The 21,258-nt window shown below is 71.9% G+C and carries 23 protein-coding genes; 7 read left to right on the top strand and 16 right to left on the bottom strand.

Annotation, left to right across the window (positions count from 1 at the left end; genetic code table 11):
* Nucleotides 1-106: 106 nt before the first annotated feature.
* Entirely contained in the window at nucleotides 107-838 is a 732-nt protein-coding gene (locus ACI2LY_RS15775; protein ID WP_404707620.1) for a hypothetical protein, read from the bottom strand.
* A gap of 326 nt (nucleotides 839-1,164) precedes the next feature.
* Here ACI2LY_RS15775 and ACI2LY_RS15770 point away from each other — a divergent pair, with 326 nt between their 5' ends.
* Nucleotides 1,165-1,470 carry a hypothetical protein gene (locus tag ACI2LY_RS15770; RefSeq protein WP_404707619.1) on the top strand — a complete coding sequence of 102 codons (306 nt, stop codon included), beginning with the start codon at nucleotides 1,165-1,167 and terminating at the stop codon, nucleotides 1,468-1,470.
* A 42-nt stretch (nucleotides 1,471-1,512) separates the two neighbouring features.
* Here the strand turns inward: ACI2LY_RS15770 and ACI2LY_RS15765 are convergent, their stop codons facing one another.
* Nucleotides 1,513-2,235, bottom strand: a complete 723-nt coding sequence (locus tag ACI2LY_RS15765; protein WP_404707618.1) for an alpha/beta fold hydrolase — start codon at nucleotides 2,233-2,235, stop codon at nucleotides 1,513-1,515.
* Nucleotides 2,236-2,326: 91 nt separating this feature from the next.
* Between ACI2LY_RS15765 and ACI2LY_RS15760 the strand changes: the two genes are divergently transcribed.
* Entirely contained in the window at nucleotides 2,327-2,599 is a 273-nt protein-coding gene (locus tag ACI2LY_RS15760; RefSeq protein ID WP_404707617.1) for a hypothetical protein, read from the top strand.
* 8 nt (nucleotides 2,600-2,607) lie between these two features.
* Here the strand turns inward: ACI2LY_RS15760 and ACI2LY_RS15755 are convergent, their stop codons facing one another.
* The 4 genes from ACI2LY_RS15755 to ACI2LY_RS15740 all read right to left on the bottom strand — a co-directional run bounded on the left by ACI2LY_RS15755 (nucleotide 2,608) and on the right by ACI2LY_RS15740 (nucleotide 5,722).
* Nucleotides 2,608-3,204 (bottom strand): hypothetical protein, encoded by a 597-nt coding sequence (locus ACI2LY_RS15755; RefSeq protein ID WP_388992718.1) that lies wholly within the window; start codon nucleotides 3,202-3,204, stop codon nucleotides 2,608-2,610.
* Between the two features lie 3 nt (nucleotides 3,205-3,207).
* The gene (gene htpX, locus ACI2LY_RS15750) at nucleotides 3,208-4,128 is read right to left on the bottom strand and encodes a zinc metalloprotease HtpX (RefSeq protein ID WP_164187584.1); all 921 of its coding nucleotides are present in this window, start codon (nucleotides 4,126-4,128) and stop codon (nucleotides 3,208-3,210) included.
* Between the two features lie 105 nt (nucleotides 4,129-4,233).
* Nucleotides 4,234-5,328, bottom strand: coding sequence for a hypothetical protein (locus ACI2LY_RS15745; RefSeq protein ID WP_404707616.1), 1,095 nt, complete (start codon nucleotides 5,326-5,328; stop codon nucleotides 4,234-4,236).
* Nucleotides 5,329-5,461: 133 nt separating this feature from the next.
* The gene (locus tag ACI2LY_RS15740) at nucleotides 5,462-5,722 is read right to left on the bottom strand and encodes a hypothetical protein (RefSeq protein WP_404707615.1); all 261 of its coding nucleotides are present in this window, start codon (nucleotides 5,720-5,722) and stop codon (nucleotides 5,462-5,464) included.
* A gap of 276 nt (nucleotides 5,723-5,998) precedes the next feature.
* On the opposite strand from ACI2LY_RS15740, the gene ACI2LY_RS15735 reads away from it, so the two are divergent.
* Nucleotides 5,999-6,247: a hypothetical protein gene (locus ACI2LY_RS15735; protein ID WP_388992709.1), complete on the top strand. Its 249-nt coding sequence runs from the start codon at nucleotides 5,999-6,001 to the stop codon at nucleotides 6,245-6,247.
* Between the two features lie 57 nt (nucleotides 6,248-6,304).
* Here ACI2LY_RS15735 and ACI2LY_RS15730 read toward each other — a convergent pair whose 3' ends face one another.
* Together ACI2LY_RS15730 and ACI2LY_RS15725 are read right to left on the bottom strand one after the other, a co-directional pair.
* Nucleotides 6,305-7,408, bottom strand: coding sequence for a sensor histidine kinase (locus tag ACI2LY_RS15730; RefSeq protein ID WP_404707614.1), 1,104 nt, complete (start codon nucleotides 7,406-7,408; stop codon nucleotides 6,305-6,307).
* Entirely contained in the window at nucleotides 7,401-8,075 is a 675-nt protein-coding gene (locus tag ACI2LY_RS15725) for a response regulator transcription factor (RefSeq protein ID WP_404707613.1), read from the bottom strand. Before ACI2LY_RS15725 ends, ACI2LY_RS15730 begins: the two co-directional genes overlap by 8 nt.
* Nucleotides 8,076-8,165: 90 nt before the next feature.
* On the opposite strand from ACI2LY_RS15725, the gene ACI2LY_RS15720 reads away from it, so the two are divergent.
* Together ACI2LY_RS15720 and ACI2LY_RS15715 are read left to right on the top strand one after the other, a co-directional pair.
* Complete coding sequence (locus ACI2LY_RS15720; RefSeq protein ID WP_404708150.1) at nucleotides 8,166-9,155, top strand: endonuclease/exonuclease/phosphatase family protein; 990 nt, start codon at nucleotides 8,166-8,168, stop codon at nucleotides 9,153-9,155.
* 54 nt (nucleotides 9,156-9,209) lie between these two features.
* Nucleotides 9,210-10,340: a VanZ family protein gene (locus ACI2LY_RS15715; RefSeq protein WP_404707612.1), complete on the top strand. Its 1,131-nt coding sequence runs from the start codon at nucleotides 9,210-9,212 to the stop codon at nucleotides 10,338-10,340.
* Nucleotides 10,341-10,408: 68 nt separating this feature from the next.
* On the opposite strand, the gene glnA is transcribed toward ACI2LY_RS15715, so the two are convergent.
* A complete protein-coding gene (gene glnA, locus ACI2LY_RS15710) occupies nucleotides 10,409-11,818 on the bottom strand; it encodes a type I glutamate--ammonia ligase (RefSeq protein WP_030807690.1) in 1,410 nt (469 codons plus the stop codon).
* Between the two features lie 210 nt (nucleotides 11,819-12,028).
* Here glnA and ACI2LY_RS15705 point away from each other — a divergent pair, with 210 nt between their 5' ends.
* Entirely contained in the window at nucleotides 12,029-12,496 is a 468-nt protein-coding gene (locus tag ACI2LY_RS15705) for an RDD family protein (RefSeq protein WP_404707611.1), read from the top strand.
* Nucleotides 12,497-12,560: 64 nt separating this feature from the next.
* Here ACI2LY_RS15705 and ACI2LY_RS15700 read toward each other — a convergent pair whose 3' ends face one another.
* The 4 genes from ACI2LY_RS15700 to lipB all read right to left on the bottom strand — a co-directional run bounded on the left by ACI2LY_RS15700 (nucleotide 12,561) and on the right by lipB (nucleotide 15,638).
* Nucleotides 12,561-13,265, bottom strand: a complete 705-nt coding sequence (locus ACI2LY_RS15700) for a DUF4191 domain-containing protein (protein ID WP_393596971.1) — start codon at nucleotides 13,263-13,265, stop codon at nucleotides 12,561-12,563.
* Nucleotides 13,266-13,327: 62 nt separating this feature from the next.
* Nucleotides 13,328-13,525 (bottom strand): hypothetical protein, encoded by a 198-nt coding sequence (locus tag ACI2LY_RS15695; protein ID WP_030807683.1) that lies wholly within the window; start codon nucleotides 13,523-13,525, stop codon nucleotides 13,328-13,330.
* 230 nt (nucleotides 13,526-13,755) lie between these two features.
* Entirely contained in the window at nucleotides 13,756-14,721 is a 966-nt protein-coding gene (gene lipA / locus ACI2LY_RS15690; protein WP_355195122.1) for a lipoyl synthase, read from the bottom strand.
* 122 nt (nucleotides 14,722-14,843) lie between these two features.
* Nucleotides 14,844-15,638 (bottom strand): lipoyl(octanoyl) transferase LipB, encoded by a 795-nt coding sequence (gene lipB, locus ACI2LY_RS15685; protein ID WP_388992671.1) that lies wholly within the window; start codon nucleotides 15,636-15,638, stop codon nucleotides 14,844-14,846.
* Nucleotides 15,639-15,889: 251 nt separating this feature from the next.
* Here lipB and ACI2LY_RS15680 point away from each other — a divergent pair, with 251 nt between their 5' ends.
* Nucleotides 15,890-17,320: a regulator gene (locus tag ACI2LY_RS15680; RefSeq protein ID WP_404707610.1), complete on the top strand. Its 1,431-nt coding sequence runs from the start codon at nucleotides 15,890-15,892 to the stop codon at nucleotides 17,318-17,320.
* A gap of 39 nt (nucleotides 17,321-17,359) precedes the next feature.
* On the opposite strand, the gene ACI2LY_RS15675 is transcribed toward ACI2LY_RS15680, so the two are convergent.
* The 3 genes from ACI2LY_RS15675 to ACI2LY_RS15665 form a co-directional block, all read right to left on the bottom strand.
* A complete protein-coding gene (locus ACI2LY_RS15675; RefSeq protein WP_404707609.1) occupies nucleotides 17,360-18,724 on the bottom strand; it encodes an FAD-dependent oxidoreductase in 1,365 nt (454 codons plus the stop codon).
* A 230-nt stretch (nucleotides 18,725-18,954) separates the two neighbouring features.
* Nucleotides 18,955-19,851, bottom strand: coding sequence for a TIGR01777 family oxidoreductase (locus ACI2LY_RS15670; RefSeq protein ID WP_404707608.1), 897 nt, complete (start codon nucleotides 19,849-19,851; stop codon nucleotides 18,955-18,957).
* 71 nt (nucleotides 19,852-19,922) lie between these two features.
* Nucleotides 19,923-21,116 (bottom strand): MarP family serine protease, encoded by a 1,194-nt coding sequence (locus tag ACI2LY_RS15665; protein ID WP_404707607.1) that lies wholly within the window; start codon nucleotides 21,114-21,116, stop codon nucleotides 19,923-19,925.
* Nucleotides 21,117-21,258: the final 142 nt, after the last annotated feature.

Genomic DNA, 21,258 nt, shown 5'->3' with positions numbered 1-21,258 from the left:
CCCGCCCGTCGGTGCGGGGATCGGGGAGACCGGAGGAGCGGCCCGGAGCCGACGTCGAGTCGGTCCGGGCCGTCGTCTCACCGGTTTCCGTTCACCTCGTGGCGCCTCACCCCACCTTCTCGATCACGGCGCGGCGGATCAGGAACTTGCCCGGCTCCCGGACCTGCTCGAAGGCCGCGTTGTTGAGGAGGGCGCAACTGCCGGACACCGAGGCGACCTTGACGGTCGTGGACTTGTTGTTGTCCAGGTTGGTGACCTTCAGCGTGGTCCCGATCGGGAACTGGTTGCTGGACGCGGCCGGGGCGCCGCCCTCGCCGGAGAGCGTGACGGTGGAGCCGTTGCAGACCTGCTGGCCGGAGGCGGCGGCGCCACCGCCGTTGCCCTGCGCGGGCGGGGCACTCTGCGCGGGCGGCGCGCTCTGCTGCCCGCCCGCCTGCTGCCCGCCACCGGCCTGCTGACCCGCGCCCTGCTGGTTGCCCTGCTGACCGCCGGGCGCCGCCTGGGAGTCCTGAGCCGACTCCCCAACGGTGCAACCAGCGGCCTGCTGCTGGACCTTGATCTGTGCGATGACCGCCTCACGGTTGGCGATCCGGGCCGACGACTGCGCGTCCGGGTTCGCCTTCTGGTCCGCGATGAACTTCTGGTTGTTGCCGAGGGCGGTGGCGAACCCCTGGCACGCGGTCGAATCCGCGGCGGACGACAGGGTCTTGGCGTCCTGCGGGGTCTGGGCGGCGTTCGACGTGGCCGCCAGGGCGAAGGCCCCACCGCCCGCCACCGCTGCGGCGCTGATGAGCAGCGCGATCTTCTTCTTGGTGCCGAGACTTCTACTGCGCGACATCGGCGCCTCCAGGGGGGTAGGGGAGCGTACGCCGCTATGTACGGGAGGCCCGGCCGCCGTGTCTCAACGGTGACACGCGTCGAGCAAGTGACCTGCGTCACGCACGAGTGGGAACTCCAGGGCGGCCCGCCAACCACTCTGTTCGAATTCCTGGCACCCCTCGCGCCACTCCCGTGACGATCCCTCAATTCCCGCTCCCATCAGCGCATTCAACGCCCCTGTACGCCCTCCCCGTTGTCAGTGCCCGACGGTAGACTGGGGGCAGTGTTCGAGAGTGTTCGCCGGGGTTTCCGGGCGGCCGCTCCGCTCGCCACAGGAGGTTGTCCGTGCCCGCTGCCGCTCTGAGGAACAAGCCGTCGCCGACCCAGTCCACCGCCAAGCGCCCCGTGCCGCTCGACTCGCCGTACACCCCCACCACGAAGCGCCCGCTGCCCGCCGGGCGGCCGCGTGAGTGGTACGTCTCGCACAACCGGCGCCTGAAGGCCATGCGCCTCGCCATAGCCCTGCTCGACTCGGGCGTCTACCGCCCGTCCCAGGCCCGCGACGAGGCGATCCGCGCCACGGCGAACAAACTCGGCGTCCACCCGCCCTCCGACACCACCTGCCGCATGGTCCGATCCCTACTGCACTGAGCCCAACCACCGGGCGCCTCCAGGGGGCGCCCGGTGCCGGACTCACCCCTTCAGCAACTCGGCCACCAACCTTCGCCCGTCCTCCGGGTGGTCGCGGAACCAGAGGCCCAACTTGTGTTTTGCGTCAGGTAGTTCGAAGCGGGTGTACTGCGCTCGGGCGCACAGGGCCTCCTCGATCGCTTCGGTCACCTCCGACGGGATGACCGTGTCCGTGCCCGGTACTGCCAGGACCGCGCGGCCCTCGAAGGTGCGGAAGGTCGACAGGGCGGGGGAGTCCCGCCAACTGTCCTGTGTGCGGAGGATCTTGGTGAAGGTGCCCGTGCCGTCGCCGAACGGCTCGTGCCAGGCCGCCGCCGCGAACACCCCCGGTGCGCCCAGGCCCACGGAGGCCACCCGGCGCCCGTAGTGCCGTACCAGGTCCGCCACCGTCTGGCCGCTCATGCTGAAGCCGACCAGGATCAGCGGGCCGTCCCCCGCGTGGGCGTCGATCACTGCCACCGCCTGCTCGAAGCGGCGGCGCAGGCTCAGTTCGGACAGTTCGCCCGTGCTGCGGCCGTGGCCGGAGAAGTCGAAGGACAGTGCGTGGCAGTCCTGGTCGGCGAAGGCCGCGAGGAGGGGCAGCAGGCGTTCCTTGCTGCCGGTGCCCGCGCCGTGCAGGAGTACGGCCGTGGCCCGGGCGGCCGGTGTGCCCACCCGCACCACGCTCAGCCGTTCGCCGTCACAGTCGTAGGTGAACTCGTCCGGGGAGAAGGGGGGTTGAGGCATGAGTGACATTTACCCACAGTCACCGAACCCGGAAAAGGAGATGCACTCACAGTAGCCGCGCCGGTACGTTGAATCGCCAGGAGGTTCCGTCATGAGCGTTCTCATCGTCGCCGCCACCCTCACTCTGGCCGTCCTCGGCATCGGCAACCACCTCTACTGGCTCGCCGCCGTCGCGCTGCTCTGTCTGTACTGCAGGGGCGGCCGTGGCTCGCCACCACCACCTCCGCCGCCCGGAGGGGGCCCGCCCCCGGAGACGTACCGCGCCTACCGCGACCGCCGTGACCGGCAGGCCAGGTGGGAGCGGCGCTACCGCCGGGAGCGTCCTCACGAGGCGCGGCGGCAGCAGCGGGAGAAGAGCCGCTGAGGGGCCTCTCAGCCCGTCATCCCCGGCGCGTCCCACAGCGGGAACCACCGGGAGGTGTCCTTCTCGATCCGCAGGTCCCCCTCCAGCGCCGACGCCACCTGAAGCTCCAGGGCGTTGTCACGGCGCTGGTGGCCGGGGCGGGTGCACAGGGGGTAGAAGGTGCCCCGCTTGTAGAGGTACACGAGGGCCAGCCGACGGTCGTCGTCCTGGTCCGCCCGCCGGAAAGCGGCGAGGGAGCACAGCAGTTGGGGGCCGAAGCCGTTGGCCTCCAGGGAGCTGTTCACCGCGTGGAGGTCGTTCACCAGCTCGGGGAGCTGCTCGGGGGAGCGGTGTGAGCTGAGCCAGGAGTAGCCGTAGTCGTCCTGGGTCAGCTCCACCGGAGGCCCGTCGCGCTCGGCGTCGGCGTCCAGCAGTTCCCGTACCTCCCGGTGCGTCTGCTCGAACGCGGCGCCCTCCACCGTGGCGAAGCACACCGCGCCCGCGCCGGTCGGGGTGAACCCGGCCGCCGCCTGGAGGGTGATCGCCGCCGAGGGCAGCGCGAAGAGCTGATCGAGATCGGGCGCCACCGGCTTCGTACGCCCCAACAGGATGTCCAGCAGACCCAATGATCAGCCCGTCTTCTCGGGGGCGGCGGCCTCGCCCAGCTCCGCGGAGATCCGGCCCAGCTGAGCGAGCCGCTGCTCCAGGGGCGGGTGGGTGGAGAAGATCCGCTCGATGCCCGGCTCCTTGCCGGTCGCCGGGGTGAAGTAGAACGCGTTGAACGCCTGCGCGGTGCGCAGATCCTTGGTCGGGATACGGGCGATCTCCCCGGACACCTTGGTCAGCGCCGACGCCAGCGCGGAGGGGCGGCCGGTGAGATGCGCGGCCGCGCGGTCGGCGGCCAGCTCGCGGTAGCGGGACAGCGCCCGGATCAGCAGGAAACTGATCGCGTACACGGCCGCCGAGACACCGATCACCGCGGCGAAGATCGCGGCGGTGTTCTGATCGCGTCGGCCCCCGCCGAAGAGCTGCGAGTAGAACATGAACCGGACGATCAGCCCGGCGATCACACCCAGGAACGACGCGATCGTGATCACGGCGACGTCCTTGTGCGCCACATGCGACAGCTCGTGCGCCAGCACACCCTCCAGCTCGGCCGGCTCCAGCCGCCGCAGCAGGCCGGTGGTCACACAGACCACCGCGTGATCGGGGTTCCGGCCGGTGGCGAACGCGTTCGGCATGTCCAGCTCGGACACGGCGATCACCGGCTTCGGCATGTCCGCGATGGCGCACAGCCGGTCCACCACCGCGTGCAGCTCGGGATACTGCTCCCGCTCCACCACATGCCCGCGCATCGCGAACATGGCGATCTTGTCGGAGAACCAGAACTGCGCCACGAACATCACGGCCACCAGCACCGCGACCAGAATCCACGACTTCAGCAGCACGATCAGCGCGGCGACGAACGCCACGTACAGCAGCCCGAGCAGGAACATGGTGACCGTCATCCGCACGGTCAGCCGACGGTCACTGCGAAAACGGCTCTGCATCCCGCATCACCCCACACTCGACCTCTCCCCCTGCTTCCAGTGTGCACCCGGCGCGACCCATGCCGGTGACCGCGAGCGGCAAAGGCTTCCCCCGCTTCCCCCGCTTTACCGGCGGAGCGCCTCCGCCTGGTCGAGCAGCGCCGCGATCTCCTGCCCCCGCCACTCGTACCGCACGCGGCGCAGCTCCCGTTGGACCGCATGCTCGGCCCACGCCCGCAGCCGGACGTCCGCGTCACCGAGCAGCGGCACGGCCGCCCGGAGCCGTGCCACATCACCGTGCGCGTTCAGCAGCCGCCACGCCGACACCCGCTCCCAGCGGGGGCGCCCGGCGTCCAGCCGGGACAGCAGCCATTCCTCCGGCAACTCGCGGGCCGACGGCAGCAGGGCGAGCGTGGCCTCGCCGACCACACCGGGCGCCGGATCGTCCAGCAGCGGCCGCAGCCGTCGTACGTCCGTCACGTCCAGCGCCCGCAGCCCGGCCACCGCCCGCGCGCGTACGCCCGGCGCCGGGTGCTCCAGCAGCGCCCACAGCAGCGGCGCGTCCGCCCGGTCACCGCACTCCGCGAGCCCGATCACGGCACCGGGCGGCGGGGCCGGTTCGGCGCAGCGCGCCCGGTACCAGGCCAGCGGGTCGATGCCGTGCTGCCGTACGACGTACCGCGCGCAGGCCCGCACCAGCGCCGAGCGGTCGGCCAGGAACTCCACGGCTCGCTCAGGGTGCCCGAGCCGCCGCAGCGCGGTGACTCCGGCCGACCTGGCCTGCGGATTCCGGCCGCCGAGCAGGACGTCCAACGCCTCCGCGCCGGGCCCCGCGGCCAGCGCGGCCTCGGCACACCGGCCCTGGATCACCGCGTCGTCGTCCTCGGCGGCGGCACGGGCCAGCTCGACGGGGGAGAGGGCGCCCTCCTCGACGGCCATGCGGTACGCGAACCTGCGCACCGTGCGGTCGCCGGACACCAGCAGCGGGGCCAGCCGCTCGCGGGGTGCCTGGCGGAGTACGCCGTCGAGCAGTCCGAGGGCGTGGTCACCCCGGTACCGGTCGGCGACGCGCAGGATCATGGGGGCGAGGGTCACGGCCGTACCGGCGTCGAGGATCTCCGCGAGCAGCGCGCGGGCGCGGCTGCGTACCGGGTCGGCCCAGTCGGCGCACCGTACGACGACCAGCGGGAACAGCTCCGGATGCCCGGCGGCCTCGGCCACCGCCCGGTACCGGACCCGGCCGTCGCGGTGGCAGAGGGCGGACAGCGGCGTACGAGGCTCACCCTGCTGCTCCGGCCCCCAGTCGGCCCTGGCCCGCTGGTCCAGCTCCAGCCACTCCGCCGGACCCCTGCCGTTAATACCCCGACCTCATCTGCGCCCACCCCAGCAACACGATCACCGCCGCCACGCACCCCAGCACCACGGCCGTCGACACCCACGAGCTTCTGCGGGAGCCGCGGACCGGGGTCGGATCGGCGCGGAAGGGGGCCGGGTCCGGGGGATTCTCCTTCCAGCGGGCCGCGAGCATGCGGGCCCGTGCGGACGGCTCCTTGTGCTCGGCGGAGGCGGCCCATCGGAGATCGAACTCCCCGTCCCAATCGCCCTGTTCGGCCATGTCACGCAACCCTTTCCAGTCCCCGGGGGATCATGATCCCCCCGAGAGTAGGAAGCACGAGCGGGGGAAAAGGTTGCACCGGTCCGGGCTCCGGATGCCGAGCGGGAGGTGCTCACCTAGCATCGAGTGAGTGCCGCAGAGCGGGACGCGTTCCGTGTCGTCCCGGCGACCGAAGGCGGCCAGCCCACCGACCGCGCCGGACCTCCCACTCCGAGTGCGCGGCCATCCGACTCGTGCAGTCGCGTATCGCACGCGGGGTGGAAGGAAGGTACGTCCATGAATGCACAGCGCGCCAAGCGTCTCGTCGCGGCATCCGCCGCCGGTCTCCTCCTGGCAGCAGGCGGAGCCATCGCCACCACAGGCACGGCCTCCGCGGCCACTCCCAGCAACGTCAACACGAACCGCGGCTGCGGCTGGTGGGGCAACTGCGGCTACGGCTACGGCCCCGGCTACGGCTTCAACAACGGCTTCGGCCCCGGCTACGGCTACAACAGCGGCGGCGTCGTGGTGATCGTCGTCGGGTGATCACACCAGTGCTGGAGAGAAGGGCCGCCGTCCCGGCTGGGGTGGCGGCCCTCTTCGTCACCCGGTGCTGCTCCCCGGCAGCTCCACCGTGATCCGGAGCCCGCCCGAGGGGCGCGGGGTGAGGGTCAGGGTGCCGCCGTGGGCGTGGGCGACGGTCTGGACGATCGCCAGACCGAGCCCGGCCCCCGCGTGATCGTTGTGCACACGCTCGGTACCGCGCCGGAACGGCTCGGTGAGGGTCGCGGCCAGCTCGGGGGTGAGGTGCTCACCCGTGTTCTCGACGGTGAGCGTCACGGTGTCGGGGAGGGCGGCCGTACTGACCCACACACGGCCCTGACCAGGCACGTTGTGCACGATCGCATTGTGTACGAGGTTCATCGTGAGCTGGAGCAGCAGCGCCTCGGAGCCGGTCGTGGGCGTGATCTCGCCCGAGGTCTCGAGGGAGATGCCGTGCTTCTCGGCGAGCGGGAGCAGCGTCTCGGTGGCCTCCTCCGCCAACAGCGACAGATCGACGTCCTCCCGGCCCAAGGGCCGCTGCTCGGCCCGGCTGACCAGGAGCAGCGCCTCGGTGAGGGCGATCGCGCGGGCGTTGACGGCGTGGAGGCGGTCGAGGACTTCGGCGGTGTCGCGCTCCGGGTCGGTGCGGGCGACGTCCAGCAGGGCCTGGGAGATCGCCAGCGGGGTGCGCAGCTCGTGCGAGGCGTTGGCCGCGAATCTCCGCTGCTCGGCGACGTGCGCGTCGAGCCGGGCCAGCATCGTGTCGAAGGCGTCGGCCAGCTCGCGGAACTCGTCCCGCCGTCCCGGCAGCCGGATGCGGTGCGAGAGGGAGCCGTTCGCCGCCTCACGGGTCGCCTCCGTGACGCGGGTCAGCGGCGCGAGCATGCGCCCCGCGAGGAACCACCCGCCGACCAGGCCGAACACCAGCAGGAACGCCAGTACCCCGGCCGCGCGCGGCGCGAAGACCCGCAGCAGGTTGGACCGGACCGGGAAGACGTCGTACCGGATCGGGGTGCCCGAGGGCACGATGAGCGCCCGCTCGGGCACGTACCGCAGCAGGAACAGCCACACCGCGGCGAGCAGCAGGGCGCCCGCGAGCATGAGGAACCCGGCGTAGCTGAGGGTGAGCCGGAGGCGGACGCTCGGCCCCGGCGCCCTATCCACGCGCGCCTCCGGCGTGGATGCGGTACCCGACCCCCGGCACGGTCGCGATGAGCCAGGGCTCGCCGAGCCGCTTGCGCAGGGCCGAGACGGTGATGCGTACGGCGTTGGTGAACGGGTCGGCGTTCGCGTCCCACGCCCGCTCCAGCAGTTCCTCCGCGCCGACCACCCCGCCCTCGGCGGCGACGAGCACCTCGAGCACCGCGAACTGCTTCCTGGTCAGCGCGACATGCCGCCCGTCCCGCTGGACCTCCCTGCGGAACGGATCGAGCCGCAGCCCCGCGATCTCCCGTACCGGCGGCCGGTGATGAGCCCGCCTACGGTCCAACGCCCGTAGCCGGAGCACGAGTTCGCGCAGGTCGAAGGGCTTGGTGAGATAGTCGTCGGCGCCGAGCCCGAACCCGGACGCCTTGTCGTCCAGCCGGTCGGCCGCGGTGAGCATCAGGATCGGCATCCCGCTCCCGGAGGCGACGATCCGCCGCGCGACCTCGTCGCCGGAGGGGCCGGGGATGTCCCGGTCGAGCACGGCGATGTCGTAGGCGTTGATCCCCAGCAGCTCCAGCGCCGTGTCCCCGTCGCCCGCGATGTCCGCCGCGATCGCTTCCAGGCGCAGCCCGTCCCGGACGGCCTCCGCCAGATAGGGCTCGTCCTCGACGATCAGCACACGCATGCCGTCGAGGCTACGAGGCGGTACGTATCGTCCGCGTATCGGATTCCGCATACGCCGCCGCAACACCGCGCCGCCTTGGCTGACCCCATGATGCGAAACGCCCTCCGCGCCTGTTCCCGCCCGGAGCCCTGGAAGCGCGGCCCGGTGCTCACGGCGCTGGCCCTGCTGCTCGGCCTGCTCCTTCTTCTGCACGCGACGATCCCGGACTTCGCGGGCCTGGGGAGCCTGGTGGAGAGCGTCCTGCCGTGGCTGGGCGTCTTCATCCCGCTGCTGCTGGCCGCGGCATGCCGGCGCCGCTCCCTCTCCGCCGCGACCGCGCTGCTGCTACCGGCCATCGCGTGGACGATCCTCTTCGGCGGCCTCCTCCCCGACAAGTCCCACCCGGGCGGCGACCTCACCGTGGCCGCCCACAACGTCGGCGCCGCCGACCCGGTCCCGACCGCCCGCACCCTGGCCGCTGCCGGCGCCGACCTCCTGGCCCTGGAGGAACTGACCCCGCGGGCAACCCCGTTGTACGAGAAGACGCTGGCTGGCACGTACCCCCACCACGCGATCCGCGGCACGATCGGCCTCTGGAGCAAGCTCCCCCTCTCGGGAACCCGCACGATCGACATCATGAACTACGGCCCCCTGGCCGCCACGAAGTCGCCCGCCGCCAAACTCCCGGAGAACCGAGCCCTCCACACCACGGTGAAGACCCCCAACGGCCCCCTCGCGGTCTACGTAGCCCACCTGGGCTCCGTCCGCCTCACACCCCGCACCGGCTTCTGGACCACGAGCCGCAACATAGGCGCAGTGGCCCTGAGCCGGGCGATAGCCACCGAGCGAAACCCCCACGTCCTCCTCCTGGCCGACCTGAACGGCACCTGGGACGACCGAGCCTTCACCGCCCTCCGCACCCACCTGAACTCAACCCAACAAACCTCCGGCACCGGCTTCGGCTTCACCTGGCCGACAGCCTTCCCGCTGGCCCGCATCGACCAGATCCTGTACCGCGGCCTGACCCCCAACCGCTCCTGGACCCTCCCCAAAACGGGAAGCGACCACCTACCGGTGGCAGCGACGCTGACCTGGTCCTAGGCAGACTGGCCGCGTGACACGTCAGGCCCCACTCTCCCCGTACAGGACCTCGCCTTGATCAACGCTGTCTTCCAGCACCACCTCACCTTCCTGGCCGTCGCCATCGCGCTGACCGCCACGACGGGCGTGGTCGTCCTCCTCCTGACCCGGCGCCACACCACCGGCACTCAGGCCGCGCTGAACGGTCTCTGGGCGGCAGCCGCTGCCGGACCGGCGATCCTGACGAGCTGGTCGGGCAGCGGAATCCTCACCTACGAGTGCGCCGTCAACACCGATGTCGCCGGGGCCCTGCAGAGCACGCAGGGTCAGCTCAACCTCGTCCTGTTCATCCCGTACGGCCTGTTCGCCGCACTCGCCACCCGCCGCCCCCTGTTCGCCGCAGCCACCGGCGTGCTGTTCACGGCGGTGATCGAGACCGCGCAGGCCACCGTGCCGTTCATCAGCCGACTGTGCGACACCGACGACCTGATCACGAACAGCCTCGGTGCCTGCACCGGCGCCGCGCTGGGTGCCCTGGTCGCTCGCCGCCTGCCCGAGCGTGCCGTCACCGCCCCGCGGCCACGCCGCACTGCCGCCCAGTTCGCACCGGCCCTCATCCTGATCACCATCGTGTGGCTGGCGGTCATCACCCCCGTCCGGGTCCAGCCGCCCTCGACCCAGGTGCCCGCGGCCACCGCCGCCCAGACCGCGGCCATCAGGGAGGCCGCCACCGCCGCCTTCGCGTCCGCCTACCGGCCGGGCAACGTCTTCTACACCGACATGGGCGACGGAACCGCATCCGTGACCGCCTCCCTGCCCGGCGGCGGCTTCGCCGAACTGTCCTGGCCCGACCGCGAGAACTTCACCGCCCACTTCACCCCCACCACCGACGGCGAAGGCGCCCACGCCTACCGCATCCCCGGCATCAGCCACCCGATCACCACCGCCGACCAGGCCAAGAAGATCGCCACCGCATACGCCGCCCGCTACGCCCCTTGGGCCGACCCCGGAGCCGAGATCACCGTCCATCCCATCGAAGCCGGATGGAAGATCGAGTGGCGGCGCTGGAAGAACGGCGTCCTCATGCCCATGCGGCTCGACATCGCCATCGAACCGTCCGGACGCCTCATCGACCTGATCGCCCGCAACGTCACCGACCCACTTGCCAAGCAGCCACCCGCTCACGGACGGCACCCCACCCAGTGACCGTCACCGCACGGCGAAGGCCGCCACCCCGGTCGGGATGGCGGCCTTCGGCGTGAAAGCAGCGACGATCACACGTCGTAGTACAGCTCGAACTCGTGCGGGTGCGGACGCAGCTGCAGGGGCGCGATCTCGTTCGTGCGCTTGTAGTCGATCCACGTCTCGATGAGGTCCGGGGTGAAGACGTCGCCCTGGAGGAGGAAGTCGTGGTCGGCCTCGAGGCGGTCGAGGACGGCCGGGAGGGAGGTCGGGACCTGGGCGACGCCCGCGTGCTCCTCGGGGGCCAGCTCGTAGAGGTCCTTGTCGATCGGCTCGGCCGGCTCGATCTTGTTCTTGATGCCGTCCAGGCCCGCCAGGAGCAGCGCGGAGAACGCGAGGTACGGGTTGCCCGAGGAGTCCGGCGCGCGGAACTCGACGCGCTTGGCCTTCGGGTTGGAGCCCGTGATCGGGATACGCATCGCCGCGGAGCGGTTGCGCTGCGAGTACACCAGGTTGATCGGCGCCTCGAAGCCCGGCACCAGACGGTGGTACGAGTTCACCGTCGGGTTGGTGAAGGCCAGCAGCGACGGGGCGTGCTTGAGGATGCCGCCGATGTAGTAGCGCGCCATGTCCGACAGGCCCGCGTAACCGGCCTCGTCGTAGAAGAGCGGCGCGCCGCCCGACCACAGCGACTGGTGGACGTGCATGCCCGAGCCGTTGTCGCCGAAGATCGGCTTCGGCATGAAGGTCGCGGTCTTGCCGTTGCGCCAGGCCACGTTCTTCACGATGTACTTGAAGAGCTGGAGGTCGTCCGCGGCGGCGAGCAGCGTGTTGAACTTGTAGTTGATCTCGGCCTGCCCGGCCGTGCCCACCTCGTGGTGCTGGCGCTCGACCTTGAGACCGGCCTTGTCCAGCTCCAGGGAGATCTCGGCACGCAGGTCGGCGAAGTGGTCGACCGGCGGGACCGGGAAGTAGCCGCCCTTGTAGCGGACCTTGTAACCCCGGTTGTCCTCGAGCGCGCCGGTGTTCCAGGCACCCGCCTCGGAGTCGATGTGGTAGAACGCCTCGTTCTCGGCGGTCTTGAAGCGCACGCTGTCGAACACGTAGAACTCGGCCTCGGGGCCGAAGAACGCGGTGTCGGCGATGCCGGTGGACGCGAGGTACGCCTCGGCCTTCTTCGCCACGTTGCGCGGGTCACGGGAGTACTGCTCGCCCGTGATCGGGTCGTGGATGAAGAAGTTGATGTTCAGCGTCTTGTCGCGGCGGAACGGGTCCACCCGGGACGTCGACAGGTCCGCGCGCAGCGCCATGTCGGACTCGTGGATGGCCTGGAAGCCGCGGATCGACGAGCCGTCGAACGCCAGCTCCTCGTCCGGGTCGAACGCCTCGACGGGCACCGTGAAGTGCTGCATGACGCCCGGCAGGTCGCAGAACCTGACGTCGACGAACTTGACGTCCTCGTCCGCGATGAACTTCTTGGCCTCGTCGGCGTTCTGGAACATCCAGCTCCTCCTACTCCCGACCGTTCCCGCCGGGGTGGTAGATCGTCTCGTGCGGCCAGTGCGGTGGCACACGCTGGTCTCGACCCTAGGGACGGGTGATTTCTCGGGCGTGACTCGTTTGTTTCGCAGAAGTTAACCAGCCACACGTCAACCCTAGCCCCGACCACCCCTGCCCGTACTGCCCGAAAGCGGGCGCAGTACCGTGGTCGGGTGGACAACAGGGAAGTGATGGGCTCGTGGCTCTCCGGGCCGCGCGCGGCCATGGAAGAAGCGGGCGCCGACTTCGGGTACCGGGGCGAGCAGCTCGGGCTGCCGGAAAGCGGGCCGAACTCGATCGCCCGTCCGGGTCGTCGGCTCGGCGCGCTCGCCGTGGACTGGGGGCTGTGTGTGCTGATCGCATACGGCCTGATCACCCATGGCAACTCCCCGGCCACCAGCAACTGGGCCCTGCTCGTCTTCTTCGTGCTGGGCGTGCTCACCGTCGGCACCCTCGGCTCGACGCCGGGCAAGCGCCTCTTCGGGCTGCGCGTCGTCGCCCTGCAGACCGGCACCGTCAACCCGCTGCGCGCCCTGCTGCGCACCTTCCTGCTCTGCCTGGCGATCCCGGCGCTGGTCTGGGACCGCGACGGCCGCGGCCTCCACGACCGGCTCGCCAAGACCGTCGAGGTCAGGATCTAGCAACGCGACATGAGGAAGGGGCGCCCGGAGGTTTTTCGGGCGCCCCTTCCTCATGTCGTCGGGATCAGCGGGACCTGCCGCCGCCGCCCTTCGGCATCCGCATGCCCTTCGGCATTGGGCCCTTGGGGAGCGGCATGTTGCTCATCAGGTCGCCCAGCGCCCGCAGCCGGTCGTTGGTGACGGTCACCTGGGGGCCGGTCAGTACCCGGGGGTACTTCAGCATCGTCGTGCGCAGCTTCTTCAGCGGCACCTGGCCCTCGCCGTCACCGACGATCACGTCGTGCACCGGGACGTCCGCGACGATGCGGTTCATCTTCTTCTTCTCGGCCGCCAGCAGGCTCTTCACCCGGTTCGGGTTGCCCTCGGCCACCAGCACGATGCCGGCCTTGCCGACCGCGCGGTGCACCACGTCCTGGCTGCGGTTCATCGCCACCGCGGGGGTGGTCGCCCAGCCCCGGCCGATGTTGTCCAGTACCGCGGCCGCCGCACCCGGCTGGCCCTCCATCTGCCCGAACGCGGCCCGCTCCGCCCGGCGCCCGAACACGATCGCCGTCGCCAGCAGACCGAGCAGCAGACCCAGGATGCCGCCGTAGACGGGGTGCCCGATCAGGAAGCCGATCGCGAGGAGGACGGCGAAAATGCCGAGCCCGACAGCCGCGAGGACAAGACCGATCGTCTTGTCGGCCTTGCGGGTCATCTTGTACGTGAGAGCGATCTGCTTCAGTCGCCCTGCGCTCGCGGCGTCCGCCGCGGTTTCCTTCCTCGCCATGCCCACGAGTCTACGTGGCCCCCGGAGCACTCTCGACGGCGGTGCCCGGCGTGAGGCGGGGGTTACGGACGGGTGGCGGCGCGGTCGAGGAACTGCTGCGCCTCGACCCGGTCCTTGGCGCGGCGGCGGTCCTCCAGGACGGAGGTCCAGGCGTTGCGGCGGGCCGTGCGCTGGCCGCCCTGCAGCAGCAGTGTCTCGACCGCGCGCAGGGCGACGGTGAAGGACGGGATGGCGGTGGCGCGGACGGGTGCGGCCTGCATGATCGAGGTCCCCCCTCGGTGCGGGTGGTGTACGGGGCGTGATTCCAGGGTCACTGATTGGTGTTACCAGCGCGTGACCGACCGGTCAAACGGTGGTGAAGCCTCGACGCACGTCCCGTAGACGTCGACGCGGCCCCGCCATGTGCCCTCATCAGCGAGGACGGACGGGACCGCGTCGACTCGGCCACTACTGGCCGGTAGGAACTTGTGCGTGATTTCACACGACTTGCTCACACCGCCTGGGCGGCGATGTACGTACCACGCTTCTCGATCGCCATCTGGTAGAGGCGTCCGGCGCGGTAGGAGGAACGGACCAGCGGGCCCGACATCACACCGGAGAAGCCGATCCGCTCGGCCTCCTCCTTCAGCTCCACGAACTCCTGCGGCTTCACCCAGCGCTCGACGGGGTGGTGGCGCACGGAGGGGCGCAGGTACTGGGTGATGGTGACCAGCTCGCAGCCCGCGTCGTGCAGCTGCTGGAGCGCCTCCACGACCTCCTCGCGGGTCTCGCCCATGCCGAGGATCAGGTTGGACTTGGTGACCAGGCCGAAGTCGCGGGCCTCGGAGATGACCTTCAGCGAGCGCTCGTAGCGGAAGCCGGGGCGGATGCGCTTGAAGATGCGCGGGACCGTCTCCACGTTGTGCGCGAAGACCTCGGGGCGGGACTCGAAGACCTCGGCGAGCTGCTCGGGCACCGCGTTGAAGTCGGGGGCCAGCAGCTCGACCTTGGTACGGCCGGTCTCGCGGCCCGCGGTCTGGGCGTGGATCTGGCGCACGGTCTCGGCGTACAGCCAGGCGCCGCCGTCCTCCAGGTCGTCGCGGGCGACGCCGGTGATGGTGGCGTAGTTGAGGTCCATGGTGACCACGGACTCGCCCACGCGGCGCGGCTCGTCCCGGTCCAGGGCCTCGGGCTTGCCGGTGTCGATCTGGCAGAAGTCACAGCGCCGGGTGCACTGGTCGCCACCGATGAGGAAGGTCGCCTCGCGGTCTTCCCAGCACTCGTAGATGTTCGGGCAGCCGGCCTCCTGGCACACCGTGTGCAGGCCCTCGCTCTTCACGAGGTTCTGCATCTTGGTGTACTCGGGGCCCATTTTCGCCCGCGTCTTGATCCACTCGGGCTTGCGCTCGATGGGGGTCTGGCTGTTACGGACCTCCAGGCGCAGCATCTTGCGTCCGTCGGGTGCGACTGCGGACACGACCGGCTCCCTGCTTGTTGCGAAGTTGAGTCTTCGATTCTTCGGCGTACACCAGAGTACGCCCGTGTACATCGGGTCCTACCGGGGGCGAAAACCTCGCGGACGCAGGCCGCATTCCCGGATCAGACTGCGGCGGGCTTCTCGATCACCCTGGGGGCGAGGACGGCCTCGGCCATGACCTCGCGCAGATGGCGTTCGACCACCGGGACGACCTCCTCGATCGTGATGTCCCGGCCCAGCTCGTTCGCGAGCGAGGCGACCCCGGCGTCGCGGATGCCGCACGGGATGATCCGGTCGAACCAGCGGTTGTCCGGGTTCACGTTGAGGGCGAAGCCGTGCATGGTGACGCCCTTGGCTACCCGGATGCCGATCGCGGCGATCTTGCGGTCCTCGCGGCGCTGGCCCGCGTTGGAGGGCGCGTACTCCGGGCCGTTCATCCGGGGGTCGAACTCCTCGTCCGCGATCCGGGGATCGAAGTCGAGGGAGAGACCGCCGAGGCGCTGCTCGACCGGGTCGCCCAGCACCCAGACACCGCTGCGGCCCTCGATACGGGTGGTCTCGACCCCGTACTCCGCGCAGGCGCGGATCAGGGCCTCCTCCAGGCGGCGGACGTGGGCGATGACGTCCACCGGGCGGGGGAGCTTCTGGATGGGGTAGCCCACCAGCTGGCCCGGACCGTGCCAGGTGATCTTGCCGCCCCGGTCCACGTCGATCACCGGGGTGCCGTCCAGCGGGCGCTCGCTCGGCTCGGTGCGGCGGCCCGCCGTGTACACCGGGGGGTGCTCCAGCAGCAGCACGGTGTCGGAGACCTCGTCGGCGAACCGGGCGGCGTGCACCCGGCGCTGCTCGTCCCACGCCTCCTGGTAGTCGACGGCGTCCGCGCCGAACCCCATGTGGACGAACCGCAAGTCACTCACGGCAAGCGCCTCCCTCAGCCGGGCACCCCTCCTCGGGGCTGTCAGGCGCGTACGGCGCCCACGCCACTGTACGTCCGGACGGGTGACGTCAGCCGCGCGGGTAATCCTCACACGATCGGATGAATGCGGAGGGATCTCTGCGAGGGCTTGCTCACTCTCCGCTACATTCGCGCCGTTCGTGAGGCCAAAAGGGCTGTTCACAGCCCGTCCCGGCACCTCAGTGGCCTGTCAGGCAGGAGACCGCACCGCACATGACGGACCGACCCGCGCAGCGCACCCCCAACCGCCAGCTCGCCACGCTCATCGCGGAGGCGGGGTTCTCCAACGCGGGTCTGGCCCGTCGCGTCGATCAGCTCGGCCTGGAACACGGGCTGGACCTCAGATACGACAAGACCTCCGTCACCCGCTGGCTGCGCGGACAGCAGCCGCGCGGGACCACTCCCGCGCTGATCGCCGAGGTGTTCACCCGACGCCTCGGCCGTCGGCTCACCGCCCAGGACCTCGGTCTGGACGCCTGCGCGCCGGTGTACGCCGGTCTGGAGTTCGCGGGCACCCCCGAGGAGGCCGTCGACATCGTCAGCGGGCTGTGGCGCAAGGACTCCGGCAGCCATGCCGAACTGCGCAAGATCGCGTTCACGCCCGCGGGGCTGGTCGTGCCCAGCCGGGACTGGCTGATCGGCAAGGCCGACGACCGGGTGGCCCGCGAACCCGTCGTCCGTGTACCTGCGCAGGCCGGACCCGCACGCGCCCCCGCACCCGCCCCCGAGCGCCCCTCCGGACACCGGGTGACCGGCGGGGACCTCGCCGCGCTGCGCTCGGTGGGGGAGCTGTTCCGGGCGCTCGACGACCAGTACGGCGGCGGGCACGCCCGGCAGGCGCTGGTGCGCTACCTGGAGCACGAGTGCGAGCCGATGCTGCGCGGCAGCTACTCCGAGCAGACCGGCCGCAGGCTGTTCGGCGCCGCCGCCGACCTCACCCGCCTCGCCGGGTGGACCTCGTACGACATCGCCGCGCACGGGCTCGCGCAGCGGTACTTCGTGCAGGCCCTGCGGCTCGCCCAGGCGGCCGGGGACCGCGCCTACGGCTCCTATGTGCTGGTCACCATGAGCCGCCAGGCCGTCTACCTCGGGCACGGGCGGGAGGCCGTCCAGCTCGCCCGGGTCGCCCAGCAGGGGATCGGCACCGGCGCGCCGCCGGTCGTACAGGCCCTGCTGCACGCGGCGGAGGCGCGGGCGCACGCCGTCCTCGCGGAGGCGCGCGCGTGCACCGGCGCGCTGGTACGCGCCGAACGCGCCCTGGAGACGGCGCGGCCCGGCGACGACGTGCCGCACTGGGCGCGGTTCTTCGACGAGGCCCAGCTCGCCGACGAACTCGGCCACTGCCACCGGGACCTGCACCAGTTCCGGGCGGCCGCCCAGCACGCGGAGCGCTCGCTGCGGCTGCGCTCCGCCGCCCACGCCCGCAGCAGGCTGTTCTCCCGCGTGGTGCTGGCCACCGCCCGCCTCGGCCTCGGTGACCTCGACCAGGCGTGCGCCCTCGCCGCCGAGGCCGCCGGTCAGGCCGCCGAGATGCGCTCGGTCCGGGCCGTGGAGTACATCCGCGACTTCGAACGCCGCCTGGAGCCCTACCGCGACGCGCCCCCGGCACGCGGGTACCGGGAGCGGGTGGCGGCGCTGGGGTAGCGGCAGAGGGGCGCCCAGGCCGTGGGCGCCCCCTACGGGTCAGGCCGCGCGTGGCATCGACGCGGGCGGGTCCGCCAGGTGCATCGAGGTGGTGGCCCCCAGGTCGGTCAGGACGGCCGTGGCGGCCCGGGTGGCCGAGTGCAGGGCGCCCTGGAGGGTCCCGATGTCGCGGTGGTCGCCGCACACATAGAGGCCCGCGAGGAGGCGTACCGGGCGATGGGGGTCGTACGCGGGGCGCATCGCCGGGACCGCGTCCGGGGTGTGGTGCACGGCCAGGGTTTCCCAACGGTTCGTGGGCGTGCCATAGAGCCGGGCCAGGTGGGCGCGGACGGCGGAGTCCACGTCCTCGGGCGGGGTGCCCAGCACCGTCGAGGAGATCAGCGCGCGCCCGGCCGGGGCCCGGCCCGGGTCGACCTCGCTGAGCACCGCGGTGTGCGCGACCGGGCCGCCCCGGTCGGCGTCCAGGAGCAGCGAGGCGCCCGTGGACAGCGCCGGGCCGGGGTCGTCGGTGGTGTGGTGGACGACGGTCACCGGGTGGAAGTCCGGGACGCGCAGGCCCGGCAGCAGCTCGGCGGCCGCGCGGGCGTCCGTGGCCAGCAGCACCGCGCGACAGCGCAGTACGCCGTGCTCGGCGGTGGTCACCGAGGTGGTGGAGACCGAGGTGACCCGTACCCCGGTGCGCACCGTGCCGGGCGGCAGGGCGCCCGCCAGCAGCTCGGGCAGCGCCGCCGCGCCCCCCGCGGGCACGCTCAGCCGCCCTCCGGCGAACGCCCGCAGGGCCAGGTCGGCGGCTCGGCTGGACGTGCTCAGCTCCGGGTCGCACAGCAGCGCGGCGAGCAGCGGGCGCAGGAAGCCGTCGACGGTACGGGCGGGAATCCCGCGCGCGGCCAGGGCGTCGGCGGCGGCCTGCTCCGGGCGGGTCAGCAGCCGGTCGACCGGGGTGGCGGCGATCCGGGTCAGCGCGGCGTTCAGCCGGGCCTGGTCCCACGCCCCGCCGACCGGTGTCCCGGTCCGGCCGGGCACGGCGACCGGGCCCCTGGGGGCGCTCGCCAGGGCGCGCACCACATGGAGTGCGCCCCTTGCGCCCCCTACGGGTGCCGGAGCGCCCGCGCGATGCGTGCGGCCGTCCCGGTGCAGCAGCACGCCGGGCGCGAACTGCCGCAGGGCGAGCGGCTCCAGGCCCGGCGCGGTGCGCAGTTCGGTGCCGGGTGTGGTCAGTGGCCGTCCGACGCGGTCGAGACGGAAACCGTCGACCCGCTCGGTCGACATGCGGCCGCCGACCTCCGGGGCGGCCTCCAGTACTGCGGTCGTCACTCCTGCGCTGGTGAGCCGATGGGCCGCCGCGAGTCCGGCGACCCCGGCCCCCACGACGACGACGTCCACCTGGTACGCGGGCTCAAGCACGAGGCCCCTCCTGTGGTTGCGCGGCCGGTGGAGAGGTCATGCCCTCAACTGGCCCGCCGGATACGCGAGTTCGGGTCGAGGTTAGGGTCATTGTCGGTCAGGGTCAGTCGCGCGTCGGCAGAGCACGGTCGCACGGCGGTCGCATACGGTCATGTCCGCTCGGTGCCCACCAAGATCACGCCTATGCCGCCGGACTGCTCCGCGGTCTAGTCGGCGGTCTGCTCCGCGCTCTACTCCGCGGCGCGGATCGTGTCCTCGATGCCGGGGAACGCGAACTGGAACCCCGACTCCAGCAGCCGCGTGGGCACCACCCGCTGACTGCCCAGCACATCCCCGGCCATCTCGCCCAGCACCGTCCGCAGCACCGCCGCCGGTACCGGGAACGGCGTCGGCCGGTGCAGCACCCGGCCCATCGCCTCGGTGATCTGCTGGTTGGTCAGCGGATGCGGCGCGGTCAGGTTGAACGGCCCGGACAGGTCGTCGCGGTCCAGGATGTGCCGGATCGCGGCCACCTCGTCGTGCAGCGCGATGTACGACCAGTACTGCCGCCCGTCCCCGAGCCGCCCGCCGAGCCCCGCCTTGAACAGGGGGAACATCTTGGCCCACGCCCCGCCGCCGGACGCCACCACCAGACCGGTGCGCACGAACGCCGTCCGCACGCCCGCCTCCCGCACCGGCGCCGCCGCCTCCTCCCACTCCTCGCACACCGAGGGCAGGAAACCCTCGCCGGGCGGGGCCTCCTCGTCCGTGATCCGGTCGCCGGTGTCGCCGTAGAAGCCGATCGCGCTGCCATTCACGAAGACCCGCGGCGGCTCCGGCAGGGAGGCGGCCGCCTCCGCGAGCGCCGTCGTGCCCAGCACCCGGCTGTCCCGGATCACCCGCTTGTACTCCGGCGTCCAGCGCCGGTCCCCGATCCCGGCCCCCGCCAGGTTCACCACCGCGTCGACACCGGCCAGCCCGGCCGCGTCCACGTACTGCTCCTCGGGGTCCCAGCGGACCTCGTCCGGGCCCTGCGGCTCCCGCCGGACCAGCCGCACCACCTGGTGCCCGTCGTCGGTGAGGGACCGCACCAGGGCGCTGCCGATGAGGCCGGACGCACCGGCCACCGCGATTCGGGAAGAGTCCATGATCCCAGCATGCCCCGCATACCCGGGATCAGGGGGGCCCGCCGTGATCCGAACGGCCCCGAAAACGCCCCCTACGACGTGATCAGCCGACCCGTGTCCACCGGCACCGTCGCCGTCTCCGCCCGCCGGGCGTCGGCCGAGACCTCAGCCGCCGTCAGCACGTACCCCGTCTCGGAGCTGGAGGTGGAGCGGGCGAAGACCACACCGAAGACCCGGCCGTCCGTGGTCAGCAGCGGGCCGCCCGAGTTGCCCGGCCGCACGGTGGAGCGGATGGAGTAGATCTCCCGGGTGACCGTACGGTCGCTGTAGATGTTCTGGCCGGTCGCCCGCACCCGGTTCGCCACCGTCGCCGCCTGGAGATTCAGGCTGCCGTCCTGCGGATACCCCGCGACCACCGCCGACTCGCCACGCCTCGCGGAGTCGTCGAACGGCAGCACCGGCGCCCGCAGCCCCGGCACGTACAGCACCGCCACGTCCTTGTCCGGGTCGAACAGCACCACCCGCGCCGCGTAGACCTGGCCGACCCCGCCGATGCGCACCGTCGGATCGTCGATACCGGCCACCACGTGCGCGTTCGTCATCACCCGGCGCGGCGCGTACACGAAACCGCTGCCCTCGCGGCCCTCCACGCCCGCCGATCCCTCGATCTTCACCGTGCTGCGCCGGGCCGCCTCGGTGGCCGCCGGGGTCACACTGTCGCCCGACGGCTCGGCCACCTGCGCGGTCGACTCGTTCTCGAACGGGTTGAAGACCTGCGGGAAACCCGCCTCCGTCAGCGCGGAGGTCGCCCGGGAGAACCAGGCCGGGGTGGTCTCCGGCATCGAATGCTGCACCGCGCCCAGCAGCGCCGAGTTACGGATCGCCGTCGTCACCGTCTGCGAGGGCGCCGCGCCCAGCACACTCGCCGCGACCCACGCCACGAGCAGTACGGCGACCCCGTTGGCCGCCGCGCCCCCGACGCCGTCCGCCACCCGCAGCGGACTGCTGCCCGCCCGGTCCATCCGGCTGCGCAGCCGCAGCGCCAGCCTGCCCGCCAGCTCGTGCCCGATCATGCCCGGCACCAGCACCGTCAGCACCGCGACCACCGTCGCCGCCACCGAGCCGCGGGACACCCAGCCGGTCACCCACGGCAGCGCCCACACCCCGACCGCCGCGCCGCCCACGAAACCGGCCAGCGAGACACAGCCCGCCACCAGCCCGCGCCGGTACCCCGAAGCCGCGTAGAGCAGGATCACCAGCACGAGCAGCACGTCGAGCAGGTCCACGAAGCCGCCTTTCTCTCGTACCCCCTGGGGAGTGTCTCGCCCCTGGTACGGGCGGCGCGCGCCCGCTGATCAGTCACGCGCCCGGCCGCACACGGCGACCCCTGTCCCCGCATGCGTGTACCCCCAGAAACGCCCCGGACCA

Source organism: Streptomyces sp. NPDC002176, from assembly GCF_044903645.1.
Lineage (GTDB): Bacteria > Actinomycetota > Actinomycetes > Streptomycetales > Streptomycetaceae > Streptomyces.
This window is presented reverse-complemented; position numbering and strand designations above follow the sequence as displayed.

Bases quoted from the DNA above. Each gene is read 5' to 3' on its own strand.
- ACI2LY_RS15775 (WP_404707620.1), bottom strand. From the start codon at position 838: ATGTCGCGCAGTAGAAGTCTCGGCACCAAGAAGAAGATCGCGCTGCTC.
- ACI2LY_RS15765 (WP_404707618.1), bottom strand. From the start codon at position 2,235: ATGCCTCAACCCCCCTTCTCCCCGGACGAGTTCACCTACGACTGTGAC.
- ACI2LY_RS15760 (WP_404707617.1), top strand. From the start codon at position 2,327: ATGAGCGTTCTCATCGTCGCCGCCACCCTCACTCTGGCCGTCCTCGGC.
- htpX (WP_164187584.1), bottom strand. From the start codon at position 4,128: ATGCAGAGCCGTTTTCGCAGTGACCGTCGGCTGACCGTGCGGATGACG.
- ACI2LY_RS15740 (WP_404707615.1), bottom strand. From the start codon at position 5,722: ATGGCCGAACAGGGCGATTGGGACGGGGAGTTCGATCTCCGATGGGCC.
- ACI2LY_RS15735 (WP_388992709.1), top strand. From the start codon at position 5,999: ATGAATGCACAGCGCGCCAAGCGTCTCGTCGCGGCATCCGCCGCCGGT.
- ACI2LY_RS15725 (WP_404707613.1), bottom strand. From the start codon at position 8,075: ATGCGTGTGCTGATCGTCGAGGACGAGCCCTATCTGGCGGAGGCCGTC.
- ACI2LY_RS15720 (WP_404708150.1), top strand. From the start codon at position 8,166: ATGCGAAACGCCCTCCGCGCCTGTTCCCGCCCGGAGCCCTGGAAGCGC.
- glnA (WP_030807690.1), bottom strand. From the start codon at position 11,818: ATGTTCCAGAACGCCGACGAGGCCAAGAAGTTCATCGCGGACGAGGAC.
- ACI2LY_RS15700 (WP_393596971.1), bottom strand. From the start codon at position 13,265: ATGGCGAGGAAGGAAACCGCGGCGGACGCCGCGAGCGCAGGGCGACTG.
- ACI2LY_RS15695 (WP_030807683.1), bottom strand. From the start codon at position 13,525: ATGCAGGCCGCACCCGTCCGCGCCACCGCCATCCCGTCCTTCACCGTC.
- ACI2LY_RS15680 (WP_404707610.1), top strand. From the start codon at position 15,890: ATGACGGACCGACCCGCGCAGCGCACCCCCAACCGCCAGCTCGCCACG.
- ACI2LY_RS15670 (WP_404707608.1), bottom strand. From the start codon at position 19,851: ATGGACTCTTCCCGAATCGCGGTGGCCGGTGCGTCCGGCCTCATCGGC.